9 protein-coding genes and 1 tRNA gene are annotated in these 17,544 nt (G+C 63.7%); 8 read left to right on the forward strand and 2 right to left on the reverse strand.

Annotation, left to right across the window (positions count from 1 at the left end; translation table 11 throughout):
* Nucleotides 1–20 precede the first annotated feature (20 nt).
* From AC07UX_RS08780 to AC07UX_RS08815, 8 genes are all read left to right on the forward strand, one after another.
* Nucleotides 21–1,652, forward strand: a complete 1,632-nt coding sequence (locus AC07UX_RS08780; protein ID WP_495191519.1) for a helicase HerA-like domain-containing protein — start codon at nt 21–23, stop codon at nt 1,650–1,652.
* Between the two features lie 34 nt (nt 1,653–1,686).
* Nucleotides 1,687–2,079, forward strand: coding sequence for a hypothetical protein (locus tag AC07UX_RS08785; RefSeq protein ID WP_495191520.1), 393 nt, complete (start codon nt 1,687–1,689; stop codon nt 2,077–2,079).
* 468 nt (nt 2,080–2,547) lie between these two features.
* A complete protein-coding gene (locus AC07UX_RS08790; protein ID WP_495191521.1) occupies nt 2,548–3,852 on the forward strand; it encodes an MFS transporter in 1,305 nt (434 codons plus the stop codon).
* On the forward strand, nt 3,849–4,766 hold the full coding sequence (gene cysK / locus AC07UX_RS08795) for a cysteine synthase A (RefSeq protein ID WP_495191522.1): 918 nt from the start codon (nt 3,849–3,851) through the stop codon (nt 4,764–4,766). The genes AC07UX_RS08790 and cysK overlap by 4 nt, the downstream gene beginning before the upstream one ends.
* Before the next feature lie 212 nt (nt 4,767–4,978).
* Nucleotides 4,979–6,298 carry a cell wall hydrolase gene (locus AC07UX_RS08800; protein WP_495191523.1) on the forward strand — a complete coding sequence of 440 codons (1,320 nt, stop codon included), beginning with the start codon at nt 4,979–4,981 and terminating at the stop codon, nt 6,296–6,298.
* 377 nt (nt 6,299–6,675) lie between these two features.
* Complete coding sequence (gene rpoB, locus AC07UX_RS08805) at nt 6,676–10,839, forward strand: DNA-directed RNA polymerase subunit beta (protein ID WP_495191524.1); 4,164 nt, start codon at nt 6,676–6,678, stop codon at nt 10,837–10,839.
* Between the two features lie 86 nt (nt 10,840–10,925).
* Entirely contained in the window at nt 10,926–15,212 is a 4,287-nt protein-coding gene (gene rpoC, locus AC07UX_RS08810; protein ID WP_495191525.1) for a DNA-directed RNA polymerase subunit beta', read from the forward strand.
* Nucleotides 15,213–15,445: 233 nt separating this feature from the next.
* A tRNA-Gln gene (locus tag AC07UX_RS08815) sits at nt 15,446–15,519 on the forward strand.
* 60 nt (nt 15,520–15,579) lie between these two features.
* On the opposite strand, the gene AC07UX_RS08820 is transcribed toward AC07UX_RS08815, so the two are convergent.
* On the reverse strand, nt 15,580–15,858 hold the full coding sequence (locus AC07UX_RS08820) for a hypothetical protein (protein ID WP_495191526.1): 279 nt from the start codon (nt 15,856–15,858) through the stop codon (nt 15,580–15,582).
* A 52-nt stretch (nt 15,859–15,910) separates the two neighbouring features.
* The gene (locus tag AC07UX_RS08825; RefSeq protein WP_495191527.1) at nt 15,911–17,533 is read right to left on the reverse strand and encodes an NAD(P)/FAD-dependent oxidoreductase; all 1,623 of its coding nucleotides are present in this window, start codon (nt 17,531–17,533) and stop codon (nt 15,911–15,913) included.
* Between the last annotated feature and the right edge of the window lie 11 nt (nt 17,534–17,544).

Below are 17,544 nucleotides of genomic sequence, written 5' to 3' on the forward strand. Positions count from 1 at the left end.
TTCGTTTTCGGGGATTTTTGATGATCGACGGTATCTTCATCGGCCTGGGCGCACCGGAGAAGGAAGGCGGCGTGCCACAGACGCTGAACCTGCGTCGGGCAAATCGCCACGGCCTGATCGCGGGCGCGACCGGCACCGGCAAGACGGTGACGTTGCAGGGCATCGCCGAAAGCTTTTCCGCGCTGGGCGTGCCGGTGTTCCTGGCCGACGTTAAGGGCGACCTGGCCGGCATATCCATGGCCGGCTCCCCCACCGCCAAAAATGCCGACAAGCTGGTGGCCCGCGCGGCGGAAGTCGGGATCGCCGACTATAGCTATGCCGATAATCCGGCGATCTTCTGGGATCTTTACGGGCAGCAGGGTCATCCGATCCGCACCACCGTCAGCGAGATGGGGCCGCTGCTGCTCGCGCGCCTGATGGGCCTTAACGAAACGCAGGAAGGCGTGCTGTCGATCGCCTTCAAATATGCGGATGAGGAAGGCCTGCTGCTGCTGGACCTTGGCGATTTGCAGGCGATGCTGGCCCATTGCGCCGAAAATGCCGACACGCTTTCGGCCCGCTATGGCAATGTGACCAAGGCCAGCGTCGGCGCGATCCAGCGGCAATTGCTCCAGCTGGAAAGCCAGGGCGGCGAACATTTCTTCGGCGAGCCGGCGCTCGACATCCACGACATGTTGCAGGTGGATGAGAAAGGGCGCGGCTATGTAAATGTGCTGGCCGCCGACAAGCTGATGCAGTCGCCCAAACTTTATGCGACCTTCCTGCTGTGGCTGCTGAGTGAGCTGTTCGAAACGCTCCCCGAAGTGGGCGACCCGGACAAGCCCAAGCTGGTCTTCTTCTTCGATGAAGCGCATCTGCTGTTCGATGACGCGCCCAAGGCGCTGACCGACAAGATCGAGCAGGTGGTGCGCCTGATCCGGTCGAAGGGCGTGGGCGTCTATTTCGTCACGCAAAACCCGATCGACATTCCCGAAGATGTGGCGGGGCAGCTCGGCAACCGGGTGCAGCATGCGCTGCGCGCCTTCACCCCGCGCGACCAGCGCGCGATCAAGGCTGCGGCGGAAACCTTCCGCATCAATCCCGACCTGAATGTCGAAACGGCGATCACCGAATTGAAGGTCGGCGAGGCGCTGGTCTCGCTGTTGCAGGAGGATGGATCGCCGGGCATCGTGCAGCGCACGCTGATCGCCCCGCCCCGTTCGCGCCTCGGCCCGCTCGATGCCAAGGAACGGGCGATCATCCAGTCGATATCGCCGGTCGCGGGCAAATATGACACCGCCGTCAACCGGGAGTCGGCAGAGGAAATCCTCGCGGCGCGCGGACAGGCCGCAGCGGCCGCGGCGCAGGCTTCCAAAGCGCAGGCCGAAGCCGACAAGGCCGCCGCCACGCAAGCGAAGGTGGAAGCCAAGCAACGCGAGGCGGAACTGAAGGAACAAGCCCGGCGGGAAGCCGCGGAAGCGCGCGAGGCGGCCAGGCCCAGCGCCTTTGACAAGGCGGTCCAGTCCGCCACCCGCGCCGCCGGCTCTTCTGTCGGGCGGCAGGTCGCCAATGAACTGGGCCGGGCGGTATTCGGCGGATCGAGCCGCAAGTCTTCGTCGGGCGGCATTGCCGGCAAGCTGGTCCGTGGTATCTTGGGCAGCCTGTTCAAATAGGCTATCGTCAGGGCGCAACAGGGAGATGATCGACATGAAAGCGACAGCGAGTTGGACAGGTGCAGCGATGTTTCTGCTGACCACGCCCCTGCATGCGCAAATCGTCGTCGTGCCCCGGCATGTCGTGGGCGCTGCCATCGTCAGCGACATCGTCGCCGACCGGCAGGCGCAGCGTGACGCGCGGCAAACGCCCTATGCCACGCCTGGCTATGGGTCGATCTCCACTGCGGCTGCGGCGCGGGATGCCTGCGCGGAAAAGGCGCTGTATCAGGCGGGGCCGGCGTCGCGACTGATCGGGGCGGCGCGGGCCAGCACCATGTCCACAGGCTGGGAGGTCGAGGGCGTGGTGGGTTCTGGTGACGGCGACATTCCCTTCGTCTGCTCGGTTCGCAACGGGTCGGTCAGCGGCATAATGTTGCGGAAATAGACCGCGCAAACGCCCGGTTCGGGTGGGTAGCGGACTGCCATATGTCGGGTCGGGCGGCTGCAAAAATGCCGCCATGCCCTCGACCATGCCGCTTTCAATGTAGGATTTTGTCTGATCTATCCTGTGGGATGACAGCTTCGCCCTGCACCTCCATGATCGCAATGCCCATGCGCAGGCGGCGCCTGGGGTGTAAACTTGGTGGCGCATGCGCGTCTGACCGGGGACGCTTCGGGAGCGCGTCGGTGACGCCTTGCGAGCGCCTCGCGAGCGCTTCGGGGGTGCTTGCGGCCCAAAAGCCGCGTGACGGTGTGAACTTCGCCGTTGCAGGAAAAAGCGTAAAAAGAGCGACGGAAAGTCTCGTCTTCGACAATTTCAGCCCGCCCCTCATAGGTCGCAAAGCAAATCTTGTCGCACGGCGGATCGCGGCGCTGTTGCTTCGGCAATATAAGCCCCGCTAAAGCCCCTGGCATGACGGCCTCTCCCCCCTCCCGCCATCCGCTGCAATTCCCCAATTTCCGGGCCTATCTGGTGGGGCGTTTCTGCGCGACGCTGGCGCAGTACAGCATGATGATCATATTGGCGTGGCAGGCCTATAATATCGCGCGAGAGACGATGACCACGGCCGGCGCATCGGCGCAGCTCGGCCTTATCGGCCTGGCCCAGTTCCTGCCGCTGTTCCTGCTGACGCCCGTCACCGGATGGGTCGCGGATCATTATGACCGGCGGATCATCACCCGGTTGACCCTGGCGTTGCTGACCATGGCGGCGGCCTTGCTGGCGTTCGCCACTTATGAAGGCTGGGTCAACCTGCCGCTCATCTTCTTCATCGCGGTCATCGTCGGCATCGCCCGCGCCTTCAACGGACCGGCCTATGGCGCACTCGCGCCCAATCTGGTGCCCGCCGCGGTGCTGCCCAATGCCATCGCCCTGTCCTCCGTCGCCTGGCAGGCGGGCGACATATTGGGCAAGGCGCTGGGCGGATACGCCTATGCGATGGAACCCTGGTTCGCCTATGCGCTGTCCGCCGTCCTGTTCGGGGTCGGGCTGGTATCCATGCTGATGATCGGGCCGGTGCCACAGCCGCCGCGCCAGCAGGGGCGCCACCCCATCCGCCAGATGATCGACGGCTTTACCTATGTACGGGGCAACCGGCTGGTGCTGGCGACGATCACGCTGGACCTGTTCGCGGTGCTGCTGGCCGGCGCCACGGCGCTGCTGCCCGTGTATGCCCGCGACATCCTGCATGTGGGGTCGGAAGGCTATGGCCATCTGGCCATCGCGCCGGGCATCGGCGCAGGATTGACGGCTTTATGGTTCTCGTTCCGCCCGATGAAGACGGAGGTCGGCCTCAAGATGCTGGGCGCGGTCATCCTGTTTGGCCTCGCCACCATCGCGTTCGGTTGCACGGCCTTCCTGCCGCGCGACATCGCGGTGGAGGCTGGCGTGGCCGCGCTGGTCGTGCTGGGCGGCGCGGACATGGTATCGGTCTTCGTGCGCCAGTCGCTGGTGCAGCTGCATACGCCCGACGCCATGCGCGGCCGCGTGTCCAGCCTGTCGCAACTGACCATTTCGGCGTCCAACGAACTGGGCGAGGCGGAGTCCGGTTTCCTGGCCGCCCTGGTCGGGCCGATCGCCGCCGTGATCGGCGGCGGCGTCGGTGCTATCATCATCACCATCATCTGGGCGCGACTCTTTCCCGAATTGCGCCTTGCACGTAGCTTCGATCCACCCGACATCGGGCGAGCGGAAAACAGCTTGGAGAAGACACAATGAAAGCTGCCACGATTCTCGAAACCATCGGCAATACGCCGCATGTCCGGGTGAACCGGCTGTTCGGCGACGCTGAAGTCTGGATCAAGTCGGAACGATCGAACCCCGGCGGGTCGATCAAGGACCGCATTGCGCTGGCCATGATCGAAGCGGCCGAAGCCAGCGGCGAATTGCAGCCCGGCGGCACCATCATCGAGCCGACGTCGGGCAATACCGGCGTCGGGCTGGCCATGGTCGCGGCGGTCAAGGGGTACAAGCTGATCCTGGTCATGCCCGAAAGCATGTCGATCGAGCGCCGTCGCCTGATGCTGGCCTATGGCGCCAGTTTCGACCTGACGCCGCGCGAAAAGGGCATGAAGGGCGCGATCGAGCGCGCGCTGGAGCTGGTGTCGCAGACGCCGGGCAGCTGGATGCCGCAGCAGTTCGAAAATCCCGCCAATATCGACGTGCATGTCCGTACGACGGCGCAGGAAATCCTGGCCGATTTCGCCGACACGCCGATCGACGCGCTGATCACCGGCGTGGGCACGGGCGGCCATATCACCGGCGTCGCCGAAGTGCTCAAGAAACAGTGGCCTGCCTTAAAGGTCTATGCGGTCGAGCCCACCCTGTCGCCGGTCATCAGCGGCGGCCAGCCCGGCCCACATCCGATCCAGGGCATCGGCGCGGGCTTCATCCCGGCCAACCTGCATACGCAGCTGCTGGACGGCGTGATCCAGGTCGATCCGGCCGATGCCAAGGATTATGCGCGCCGCGCCGCAACGCAGGAAGGGCTGCTGGTCGGCATTTCGTCGGGCGGCACGCTGGCGGCGATCGCACAGAAGTTGAAGGAGTTGCCCACTGGCAGCCGCGTGCTCGGCTTCAACTATGACACTGGCGAGCGCTATCTGTCGGTGCCCGACTTCCTGCCCGAATAAGGCCCGGAACAAGGCAAGCTCGCCTACTGCCGTTCGCCCTCTACCATAGGGGCGGACGGCGCGCCGTGTGGCCTGCCTTGTTTCGATCCCTGTTCCTGCCTAAAGGCACACTGCGCACAAAGGTCCGATCGATGCTGAAACAGGTTCGGCATGACGTGGCTGATAGTCGGAAACGTGGCGAACCGCGCTGACGACCGATCCGGTGCAGGGCCATGATCCGCGTGAAACGAACCGACCTCTCCACCCTTTTGTCCTGGATCGTCTGGGCGCTATTGTTCATTGGCCTCCCCATGGCCGTGGCCGGCTGGGAAAGCCATCGGCAGGCGGCCGATGCGCCCGCTCGCCTCGCGGTCGCCCATGCGGCACGGGGCAAGCGGCCATCGACGCCGCCTCCCCCGGTCGAACCGGTCAAGGTCTATGCTCTGGAGCGGGATCAGGCCGTGGCGTTCAATGCCGCCATCCCCTTTTCGCGCGATCCCAATCCGGCAGCCGCGCCCTTCCGCTTTTCCGGCACGCAAACCGACCTGGCCCGCGCGACGGACTGCCTGGCGGCAGCAGAGATATTTGAAGCGGGCGACGATGCGGTGGGTGAGCAGGCCGTCGCACAAGTGGTGCTGAACCGGGTGCGTCACCCCGCCTTCCCCAAGACGGTATGTGGCGTCGTGTTCCAGGGACAGGAGCGCAGCACCGGTTGCCAGTTCACCTTCAGCTGCGACGGAGCCTTGGCCCGCATACCGGGCCCGGCCGCCTGGGCGCGCGCGCAGGACATCGCGCGCAGCGCACTGGCGGGCAAGGTCTATGCGGCAGTCGGCCATGCCACCCATTATCATACCGACTGGGTCGTCCCCTATTGGAGCAGCAGCCTGGACAAGATCACGGCGGTCGGCACGCACCTCTTCTTCCGCTGGCGCGGCTGGTGGGGGACACCGGCCGCCTTCCGCAAGACCGTCGATCCGGGCGAGCCGCTGATCCCGCGGATCGCCGCTTTTTCGATCGCGCATCGCGATGTGACGCTGCCGCTGCCTGGCGCCATCACGCCGGTCGGCGACAGCGCAGAGGCGATCGCCGCGCAGGCGCGACAGGCGATCGGCCTCGATCAGATCGGCAAGAGCGTGGCAGGCGTGCGGCTGATCGCCCTGGCGGACATCCGCAGCTTCCTGGTCGAACTGCCCAAGGGCAGCAAGCCGGACAGCTGGCCGGCCAGCGCGCGGACCTTCTGCGCCGGGCGTCCGCAATGTCGGATCATGGGCTGGACCGCGGCGGACGCCCCCACCGGCCTGCCATTGACGCTCGCCAATCTGGCGGCGATGCGCTTTTCCTACATCCACGACATACAAAGCGGGTTGCAGCGCGCCTTGTGGAATTGCGGGGTCATCCCCCGCGCGGCCAAGAGCGAATGTATGCGCCAGCGCATAACCGCGGCGTCTCCCGCACCGATGTTGACCGGCGTGCGGCGCAAGGAGCGGTTCGAAACGGTGAAGATCCTGCCGCCCGGCATGGCGGGTAACGCCGCCACGGCCACGCCGGACTGATAGGCACCGGCCACGGCGGGCCGGAATATCGCAGGGGGACCGGTATCCATCGCCACCCCCCTTCACAAACAGCCACATAGCGCCTATATCAGCGTCAATCCGGTCGTCCTGCGACGCTATGCGTTGATGGTCGGCCGTCCCCCGGATCGCTCGGGGTCCAGCATCGAATTGCGCGCGAAGCTGGCGGAATTGGGCGACTTTCGACGGGTCATCAGGTGCTGACAGTGCGGATCGGACAGTCCCGGCCCGCACTTTTTTGCGTGGAATAGAGGGTGCGAATCACCCGCTTTCCCATAGCGCTTCGACTGAATTTCCGCCGGGATGCGGAAAAACACGACGAACTGACGACGTTTAGACAGGTAACAGGCAGGAACCGCATGGCGACCAAGGCTCTCCCCCCCATCAGCAACACCGGCGCCAAGAAGCGCATCCGCAAGGTGTTCGGCGACATCCATGAAGTGGTGCAGATGCCGAACCTGATCGAGGTTCAGAGGGAGAGTTACGAACAGTTCCTGCGTTCCGACCCGTCGATCGGCTATGTTTCGGGCCTGGAAAAGACGCTGCGCAGCGTCTTCCCGATCCGCGACTTCGCCGGCACCGCCGAAATGGACTTCGTCCATTATGAGCTGGAAGATCCCAAGTACGACGTGGAAGAATGCCGTCAGCGCGGCATCACCTACGCCGCGCCGATGCGCGTCACCCTGCGCCTGATCGTGTTCGAAGTCGATCAGGACACCGAAACCCGTTCGGTCCTGGATATCAAGGAGCAGGACGTCTATATGGGCGACATGCCCCTGATGACGGGCAACGGCACCTTCATCGTCAACGGCACCGAGCGCGTCATCGTCAGCCAGATGCACCGTTCGCCGGGCGTCCTGTTCGATCATGACCGTGGCAAGACCCACTCGTCGGGCAAGTATCTCTTTGCCGCGCGCGTCATTCCCTACCGTGGTTCGTGGCTCGACTTCGAATTCGACGCCAAGGACATCGTCAACGTCCGCATCGACCGCAAGCGCAAGCTGCCGGTCACTGCGCTGCTGTTCGCGCTGGGCCTGACGCCGGAAGAAATTCTGGGCGAATTCTATAACAAGGTTACCTATGTCCGCGGCGAAGGCGGCTGGGTCATCCCCTATCTCGCCGAAGCATGGCGCGGCCTGAAGCCGGCGTTCGACATCGTCGATGCCGCTTCTGGCGAAGTCGTGTTCGCTGCCGGTCACAAGATCAGCCCCCGCGCCGCCAACAAGGCGGAAAAGGATGGCCTCGCCACGCTGCTGATCCCGACCGAGGAAGTCTATGGCCGCTACAGCGCCTATGACCTCATCAACGAGAGCACCGGCGAAATCTACATCGAAGCCGGCGACGAAGTCAGCCCTGAGAATCTGGAAAAGCTCGACAAGGCGGGCGTGGACCGTCTGGAACTGCTGGACATCGACCATGTCGGCACCGGCGCATGGATTCGTAATACGCTCAAGGCCGACAAGGCCGAGGATCGCGACCAGGCCCTGTCCGACATCTATCGCGTCATGCGCCCTGGCGAACCGCCGACGAAGGAAACGGCCGAAGCGCTGTTTGCCGGCCTGTTCTTCGATCCGGAACGCTACGACCTGTCGGCCGTGGGCCGCGTGAAGCTGAACATGCGCCTCGACCTCGATGCCGAGGACACGGTCACCACCCTGCGCGTCGAGGACATCCTCGCGGTCGTCAAGGAACTGGTGAACCTGAAGGACGGCAAGGGCGAAATCGACGATATCGATAACCTGGGCAACCGTCGCGTCCGTTCGGTCGGCGAATTGCTGGAAAACCAGTATCGCGTCGGCCTGCTGCGCATGGAGCGCGCGGTCAAGGAACGCATGTCGTCGGTCGACGTGTCGACGGTCATGCCGAACGACCTGATCAATGCGAAGCCCGCCGTGGCGGCCGTGCGTGAATTCTTCGGCTCCTCGCAGCTGTCGCAGTTCATGGATCAGACCAACCCGCTGTCGGAAGTCACCCACAAGCGCCGCGTATCGGCGCTCGGGCCGGGCGGTCTGACCCGCGAACGCGCAGGCTTCGAAGTCCGCGACGTTCACCCGACCCATTATGGCCGTATCTGCCCGATCGAAACGCCCGAAGGCCCGAACATCGGTCTGATCAACAGCCTCGCGACCTTCAGCCGCGTCAACAAGTACGGCTTCATCGAAACGCCGTACCGCAAGGTCGTGGACAACAAGGTCACCGACGACGTCGTCTATCTGTCGGCTATGGAGGAGGCCAAGCACACGATCGCGCAGGCCAACGCCGAAGTGAATGCCGACGGCACCTTCGTCGAGGATCTCATTTCTGCCCGTGAGGCCGGTGAGTTCCTGATGGCGCCCAAGGACCACATCACCCTGATGGACGTCAGCCCCAAGCAGCTTGTGTCGGTCGCCGCATCGCTCATTCCGTTCCTGGAAAATGATGACGCCAACCGCGCGCTGATGGGATCGAACATGCAGCGTCAGGCCGTGCCTCTGGTCCGCGCCGAAGCGCCGTTCGTGGGCACCGGCATGGAAGGCACGGTCGCCCGCGACTCCGGCGCGGCCGTCGCGTCCAAGCGGGCTGGCATCGTCGATCAGGTCGACGCGACCCGTATCGTCATCCGCGCGACCGGCGACATCGAAGCCGGCCAGTCGGGCGTGGACATCTACACGCTCCAGAAGTTCCAGCGTTCCAACCAGGATACCTGCATCAACCAGCGTCCGCTGGTGAAGGTGGGCGACCTGATCGAAGCCGGCGACGTCATCGCCGATGGCCCGTCGACCGAGTTCGGCGAGCTGGCGCTGGGCCGCAATACGCTCGTCGCGTTCATGCCCTGGAACGGCTACAACTACGAAGACTCCATCCTGATCTCCGAACGGATCGTGAAGGACGACGTCTTCACCTCGATCCATATCGAGGAGTTCGAGGTCATGGCCCGCGACACCAAGCTGGGGCCGGAGGACATCACCCGCGACATCCCGAACGTCGGTGAAGAAGCGCTGCGCAACCTCGACGAGGCTGGCATCGTGTATATCGGCGCCGAAGTGGAGCCGGGCGACATTCTGGTCGGCAAGATCACCCCCAAGGGTGAATCGCCGATGACTCCGGAAGAAAAGCTGCTCCGCGCGATCTTCGGCGAGAAGGCGAGCGACGTGCGCGACACGTCCCTGCGTCTGCCGCCGGGCGTTGCCGGTACGGTCGTGGAAGTGCGCGTGTTCAACCGTCACGGTATCGACAAGGACGAACGTGCCATGGCGATCGAGCGGGAGGAAATCGACCGTCTCGCCAAGGACCGTGAAGACGAACGCGCCATCCTCAACCGCGCGACCTTCAACCGCTTGTCGGAAATGCTGACGGGCCAGACCGCGTCTGCCGCGCCCAAGGGCGTCAAGAAGGGCGTCGTCATCGATGAAGCCCTGCTGGGCGAAGTCGAACGGCACGAATGGTGGAAGTTCGCCGTCGAGGACGACAGCCGCCAGGCCCAGATCGAAGCGATCAAGGGACAGTATGACGAAGCGGTGAAGTCGATCGTCGACAAGTTCGAGGATCGCGTCGACAAGCTCCAGCGCGGCGACGAGCTGCCGCCGGGCGTGCTGAAGATGGTCAAGGTCTTCGTCGCGGTGAAGCGCAAGCTGCAACCGGGCGACAAGATGGCCGGCCGCCATGGTAACAAGGGCGTCATTTCGCGTATCCTGCCGATCGAGGACATGCCGTTCCTGGAAGACGGCACCCATGTCGACATCGTGCTGAACCCGCTGGGCGTGCCGTCGCGCATGAACGTCGGGCAGATCTTCGAAACGCATCTGGGCTGGGCTGCCCGCGGCCTTGGCCAGCAGCTCAAGCACGCGCTGGAAGACTGGCGTGAAGCCAATCCGAACCCGCAGCCGGGCGACATGCCCGACGCGGTCAAGGAACGGCTGCTGACCTCCTACGGCGATCGCTATGCCGAGCAGATCGAAGCCCGCACGCCCGAGCAGATCATCGATCTGGCCGAGCATCTCCAGCGGGGCATCCCGATGGCGACGCCGGTGTTCGACGGCGCCCGCGAAGCGGACGTGTCGGACATGCTGGAACGCGCAGGCCTGCACACGTCGGGCCAGTCGGATCTGTATGACGGCCGCACCGGCGACCGTTTCGACCGCAAGGTGACTGTTGGCATCATCTATATGCTGAAGCTGCATCACCTGGTCGACGACAAGATCCACGCCCGTTCGATCGGCCCCTACTCGCTCGTTACCCAGCAGCCGCTGGGTGGTAAGGCGCAGTTCGGTGGTCAGCGCTTCGGTGAAATGGAAGTGTGGGCGCTCCAGGCCTATGGCGCTGCCTACACGCTCCAGGAAATGCTGACGGTGAAGTCCGACGACGTGGTCGGCCGCACCAAGGTTTACGAAGCGATCGTCAAGGGCGACGACACGTTCGAGGCCGGCATTCCCGAAAGCTTCAACGTGCTGGTCAAGGAAATGCGCTCGCTGGGCCTCAACGTCGAACTCGCCGCGATGGACGCGGCCGAAGACGACGACGGCTTGGCGCAGGCGGCGGAATAAGGGGTTTTGCGGGCACTGCCTTCCCCAGGGCAGTGCCCCTCCCCTGCCTCGCTCCAGATACTTTACCCTCTAGAGGGACTTGAAATATGAACGAACTGACCAACTTCGCGAACCCGGTCCAGAAGGCCGAAACCTTCGATCAGATCCAGATCGGCCTTGCCTCGCCAGAGCGCATCCGGTCCTGGTCCTTCGGCGAGATCAAGAAGCCGGAGACCATCAACTATCGCACGTTCAAGCCCGAACGTGACGGCCTGTTCTGCGCCCGCATCTTCGGTCCGATCAAGGACTATGAATGCTTGTGCGGCAAGTATAAGCGCATGAAGTACAAGGGCATCGTCTGCGAAAAGTGCGGCGTGGAAGTGACCGTGTCGAAGGTCCGCCGCGAGCGCATGGGCCATATCGAACTGGCCGCGCCGGTCGCGCACATCTGGTTCCTCAAGAGCCTGCCCTCACGCATCGGCCTGCTGCTCGACATGCAGCTCAAGCAGCTGGAGCGCGTCCTCTACTTCGAATCCTATATCATCACCGAACCCGGCCTGACGCCGCTGGAGAAGTTCCAGCTGCTGACCGAAGACGAACTGCTCGACGCGCAGGACGAATATGGCGAAGACGCCTTCTCCGCCGGCATCGGCGCGGAAGCCGTCAAGCAGATGCTGATGGATCTCGACCTGGAAGGCGAGAAGCAGGCGCTGCTGGACGAGCTGGCCGTCACCAAGTCGGAATTGAAGCCCAAGAAGATCATCAAGCGCCTCAAGGTCGTCGAGAGCTTCCTGGAATCGGGCAATCGGCCGGAATGGATGATCCTGGACGTCGTGCCGGTCATTCCGCCGGAACTGCGCCCGCTGGTGCCGCTGGACGGCGGTCGTTTCGCGACGTCGGATCTGAACGACCTGTATCGCCGCGTCATCAACCGTAACAATCGCCTGAAGCGCCTGATGGAACTGCGCGCGCCGGACATCATTGTCCGCAACGAAAAGCGCATGTTGCAGGAAGCCGTCGACGCCCTGTTCGACAACGGCCGTCGTGGTCGCGTCATCACCGGCGCCAACAAGCGTCCTTTGAAGTCGCTGTCGGACATGCTCAAGGGCAAGCAGGGCCGCTTCCGTCAGAACCTGCTCGGCAAGCGCGTCGACTATTCGGGTCGTTCGGTCATCGTGACCGGTCCGGAGCTGAAGCTGCATCAGTGCGGCCTGCCCAAGAAGATGGCGCTCGAACTGTTCAAGCCGTTCATCTACGCGCGTCTGGATGCCAAGGGTCTGTCCATGACCCTGAAGCAGGCCAAGAAGTGGGTGGAAAAGGAACGCAAGGAAGTCTGGGACATCCTGGACGAGGTGATCCGCGAACATCCGGTCATGCTGAACCGTGCGCCCACGCTTCACCGTCTGGGCATCCAGGCGTTCGAACCCGTGCTGATCGAAGGCAAGGCGATCCAGCTGCACCCGCTCGTCTGCTCGGCCTTCAACGCCGACTTCGATGGTGACCAGATGGCCGTCCACGTACCGCTCTCGCTGGAAGCCCAGCTGGAGGCGCGCGTGCTGATGATGTCCACCAACAACATCCTGTCGCCCGCCAACGGCAAGCCGATCATCGTCCCCTCGCAGGACATGGTTCTGGGCATCTATTATCTGTCGATGGAACGTGTGGGCGAACCGGGCGAAGGCATGCTGCTGTCCGACATGCAGGAGGTCCATCAGGCCCTCTATGCCAAGGCCGTCACCCTGCATTCGAAGATCATCAGCCGCGTGCCGCAGACCGACGAAAACGGTCAGCAATATATGAAGCGCTTCGAGACGACGCCGGGCCGCATGCTGCTGGGCGAATGTCTGCCCAAGAGCCACAAGGTACCCTTCGACGCCGTCAACCGCCTTCTGACCAAGAAGGATGTGGGCGACGTGATCGACGAGGTCTATCGTCACACCGGTCAGAAGGACACGGTACTGTTCGCCGACGCCATCATGGCGCTGGGCTTCCGCCACGCATTCCAGGCCGGCATCTCGTTCGGCAAGGACGACATGGTGATTCCGGATTCGAAGGAAGGGTCCGTCGCCGAAACCAAGGCGCTGGTGGCCGACTATGAGCAGCAGTATCAGGACGGTCTGATCACGCAGCAGGAAAAGTACAACAAGGTCATCGACGCCTGGAGCCGTTGCGGCGACGTGGTGGCGAATGCCATGATGGACGAAATCCGTGCGATGCCGATCGATCCGGAAACCGGCCGCCAGAAGCAGATCAACTCGATCTACATGATGGCGCACTCCGGTGCCCGTGGTAGCCAGGCCCAGATGAAGCAGCTGGCCGGCATGCGCGGCCTGATGGCCAAGCCTTCGGGCGAGATCATCGAGACGCCGATCATCTCGAACTTCAAGGAAGGTCTGACCGTCCTTGAGTATTTCAACTCCACCCACGGCGCTCGCAAGGGTCTGGCCGACACCGCGCTCAAGACGGCGAATTCGGGTTACCTGACCCGCCGTCTGGTCGACGTGTCGCAGGATTGCACGATCGTCGAGGATGATTGCGGCACCGAAAAGGCGCTGGAGATGAAGGCCATCGTTCAGGGTGGTTCGGTCATCGCCTCGCTCGGCGAACGCATCCTGGGCCGCACCACGGCGCAGGACATCGTCGACAGCAAGGATGGCAGCATCGTCATTCCGATCGGCACTCTGCTGGACGAACCGATGATCGCCCAGATCGAAGCCATCGGCACGCAGGCCGTGAAGATCCGCAGCCCGCTGATCTGCGAAAGCAAGATGGGCGTTTGCGGCAAGTGCTACGGTCGTGACCTGGCCCGCGGTACGCCGGTGAACATCGGCGAAGCCGTCGGCGTAATCGCGGCTCAGTCGATCGGTGAACCGGGCACGCAGCTGACCATGCGTACCTTCCACATCGGCGGCGCGGCCAACTTCAACGAAACGTCGAACCTGGAGGCCCTGGCCGACGGTACGATCGAACTGCGCGACATGCCGACGATCACCGACAAGAACGGTCGCCGCCTGTCGCTCGCCCGCAACGGCGAGATCGCGATCATCGACAGCGAAGGCCGCGAACGCGAAACGCACCGCCTGCCGTACGGCGCCACCATCCTGTTCGCAGATGGCGATGCCGTGAAGAAGGGCGACCGCTTCGCCGAATGGGATCCCTTCACCATGCCGGTGATCACGGAAAAGCCCGGTATCGTTAAGTATGTCGACCTGATCGACAACAAGACGCTGACCGAGCAGACCGACGAAGCCACCGGTATCGCCCAGCGCGTGGTGATCGAACATCGTGGTGCTGCCCGCACCAAGGAAGATCTTCGCCCGCGCCTCACCCTGCTCGACGACAATTCGGGCGAAGCCGCACGCTATATGCTGGCGGTGGGTGCGACCCTGTCGGTCGACGATGGTGCGCAGGTTCAGGCCGGTGACGTGCTGGCGCGTGTCAGCCGCGAAGCGGCCAAGACCCGCGACATCACCGGTGGTCTGCCGCGCGTTGCCGAGCTGTTCGAAGCCCGCAAGCCCAAGGACAATGCGATCATTGCCAAGGTGTCGGGCCGCGTCCAGTTCCTGAAGGATTACAAGGCGAAGCGGAAGATCGCCATCAATCCCGAAGATGGCGGCGAGCCGGTCGAATATCTGATCCCCAAGAGCAAGGTGATCGACGTTCAGGAAGGCGACTTCGTGAAGCGCGGCGACAACCTGATCGGCGGTTCGCCCGATCCGCATGACATTCTGGAAGTGCTGGGTATCGAGCCGCTGGCCGAATATCTGGTCGCTGAAATCCAGGAAGTCTATCGCTTGCAGGGCGTGAAGATCAACGACAAGCACATCGAAACGATCGTTCGTCAGATGTTGCAGAAGGTCGAGATCATCGAGTCCGGCGACACCACCCTGCTGGTGGGCGAGCAGATCGACCGTGAGGAAATGGACGAGATCAACAGCAAGCTCCAGCCGGGCTTCGCGCCCGCCGCTGGCAAGCCGGTGCTGCTTGGCATCACCAAGGCCTCGCTCCAGACCCGTTCGTTCATTTCGGCGGCGTCCTTCCAGGAAACCACCCGCGTCCTCACGGAAGCGGCGGTCCAGGGCAAGAAGGACACGCTGGTCGGCCTGAAGGAAAATGTCATCGTCGGCCGCCTGATCCCGGCGGGTACCGGTGCCGGCATGAACCGCCTGCGCGTTGCCGCTTCGTCGCGTGACGCGGCGCTGCGGGCCGCGCTGCGCGCCTCCAGCCAGGTGGACCTGATCGCACCCAAGTCGGCGGCCGCCGAACGCGCCGCCGAACTGGCGCAGGGCCCGGAAGCGGCCATCGGCAACGATGCGCTGGCTGCCGTCGAAGGGGAAACCCATGGCAGCGATGCGGATGCGGGCGATTACCTGCTGAAGAGCGACGGCGAATAAGCCCTTTGAAAGCATGGGAGCCGCACCCTATATAGAGTGCGGCTCCCATGCCCTTCCCTTCCGCAAGGAAGAGAAGATATGCCCGTCGGACGCAGCTGCGTTCGGCGGGCTTTCTTTTTATCCGAACGCAGCGAAATGCCATAAAAGTCGCGCAATTATATCAGAAAAGCGCTTGACCGACTCTCAAACCCCGCCTATCTGCGGCGTCCCAAGCGCGGTGCGCTCAGGATTGATGCCCGATCCTCTAATGGTAAGAGAGCGGACTCTGACTCCGTCAATCAAGGTTCGAGTCCTTGTCGGGCATCCAAATTTCCAAATGAGCACATAAACATAGCCACGCGGCTGAACATTGATCGCTATGCCGCGATCAATAGCCCTGCTGACGGATGGCGTCGATCATGTATCGCCACACATTGGCCGCATCGCTTTGATAGGCGAGCAGCGATTCATCCGGACCGATATGGCGGATGATCTCCACCCCCGCCTCCTTCATCGGCAGGATTGGGTCGTGCAAAACATCGATCACCGCGATTACCTGCGGCACATGACGCCGCCAGTCGGCTTCGTTACCCGGCGAGGCGAGACTGACTCCTGCATTGGCTTCCAACGCGCATAAGGCGCGAGCGGCTCGTTCGATAGGTGTCATGTCACGAAGGTCGCCAAAGCGACCCATGCCGTCCAGCGGCATCGTCGGTGCGCTATGCCGGCACGATCGCCCGGGCGACCGCTTCTGCCACCTTGATGCCGTCGATCGCGGCAGAAAGGATGCCACCAGCATAGCCCGCCCCTTCGCCCGCCGGATACAGGCCGACGACGTTGAGGCTTTGGAAATCCTTGCCGCGCGTGATGCGGATGGGTGAGGACGTGCGGGTTTCCACGCCGGTCATGACCGCGTCGGGATGGTCATAATGGGCGATCTGGCGGCCAAAGGCGGGCAGCGCCTCGTGGAAAGCCTCTACCACATAGTCAGGCAGGCAGAGCGACAGGTCGGTCGGCGTGACGCCCGGCTTGTAGGAGGGCACCACGTCGCCAAGATGCGTCGAGGGTCGGCGCGCGAGGAAATCCCCGACCGTCTGGCCCGGCGCCCAGTAGGAAGACCCGCCCGCCTGATAGGCCAGGCTTTCCCAATGGCGCTGGAGCGCGATGCCGGCCAGTGGCCCGTCGGGATAATCTCTGGCTGGGTCGATGCCGACCACCAGCCCGGAATTGGCGTTGAATTCGGCCCGGCTATATTGGCTCATGCCGTTGGTGACGACCTGCCCCTCTTCCGACGTGGCGGCGACGACGCGACCGCCGGGGCACATGCAGAAACTGTAAACGGTGCGCCCGTTGGCGCAATGGTGGGCAAGGCTGTAGGCCGCGGCGCCAAGGTCGGGATGGCCGGCGCAATTGCCATAGCGGGCGCGATCCACCCAGCTTTGCGGATGTTCGATGCGCACGCCGATGGAGAAGGGCTTGGGTTCGATATGGATGCCGCGCGCGTGCAGCATTTCGAAGGTCGGGCGCGCGCTATGGCCGACCGCCAGCACGACATGGTCGCTTTCGATCACGCTGCCATCGTGCAGCACGATGCCGCGCAGCTTCTGCGTCCCGTCCCCCTGCCGTTCCAGCACCAGATCGTCGACGCGATGCTGCCAGCGATATTCGCCGCCCAGCGCCTCGATCTGCCTGCGCATCGCCTCCACCATGGTGACGAGGCGGAAGGTGCCGATATGGGGATGCGCTTCCCACAAGATATCGTCAGGCGCGCCAGCGGCGACGAATTCCTCCAGCACCTTGCGGCCCAGAAAACGCGGGTCTTTGACGCGGCAATAGAGCTTGCCGTCGGAGAAGGTGCCCGCCCCGCCCTCGCCAAACTGGACATTGCTGTCCGGGTTCAGTTCCGCCCGGCGCCACAGGCCCCAGGTATCCTTGGTCCGTTCGCGCACCACCTTGCCGCGATCGAGAATGATGGGCCTGAACCCCATCTGGGCGAGGATGAGGCCCGCGAACAGGCCGCATGGGCCGGCGCCGATGACGATCGGGCGCTGGCCCTGCCAGCCATCGGGCGCATGGGCGACGAACGTGTAGCTGGTGTCCGGCGTGGGGCGGACGTCATGGTCGTCGGCGAAACCGGCGAGTAGCGCCGCTTCTTCCGCGACATCGACGTCGAAGGTGTAAACCAGCATGATCGCGGAGCGACGGCGCGCGTCATTGCCCCGCCGTACCAGACTATGCCCGCGCAGGTCGTGCGGTTCGATGCCAAGGCGGGCGCAAATGGCGGCGGGGATCGCCTCGGCCGGATGGTCGAGGGGCAGTTTCAGGCCGGAAAGACGGATCATCGCTGCGCCAT

It is taken from the genome of Sphingobium sp. GW821-FHT02B05, from assembly GCF_059421905.1.

Coding starts and splice junctions, on each gene's coding strand:
- AC07UX_RS08825 (WP_495191527.1), bottom strand. CDS start 17,533: ATGATCCGTCTTTCCGGCCTGAAACTGCCCCTCGACCATCCGGCCGAG.
- cysK (WP_495191522.1), top strand. CDS start 3,849: ATGAAAGCTGCCACGATTCTCGAAACCATCGGCAATACGCCGCATGTC.
- AC07UX_RS08790 (WP_495191521.1), top strand. CDS start 2,548: ATGACGGCCTCTCCCCCCTCCCGCCATCCGCTGCAATTCCCCAATTTC.
- AC07UX_RS08800 (WP_495191523.1), top strand. CDS start 4,979: ATGATCCGCGTGAAACGAACCGACCTCTCCACCCTTTTGTCCTGGATC.
- AC07UX_RS08780 (WP_495191519.1), top strand. CDS start 21: ATGATCGACGGTATCTTCATCGGCCTGGGCGCACCGGAGAAGGAAGGC.
- AC07UX_RS08820 (WP_495191526.1), bottom strand. CDS start 15,858: ATGACACCTATCGAACGAGCCGCTCGCGCCTTATGCGCGTTGGAAGCC.
- rpoC (WP_495191525.1), top strand. CDS start 10,926: ATGAACGAACTGACCAACTTCGCGAACCCGGTCCAGAAGGCCGAAACC.
- AC07UX_RS08785 (WP_495191520.1), top strand. CDS start 1,687: ATGAAAGCGACAGCGAGTTGGACAGGTGCAGCGATGTTTCTGCTGACC.
- rpoB (WP_495191524.1), top strand. CDS start 6,676: ATGGCGACCAAGGCTCTCCCCCCCATCAGCAACACCGGCGCCAAGAAG.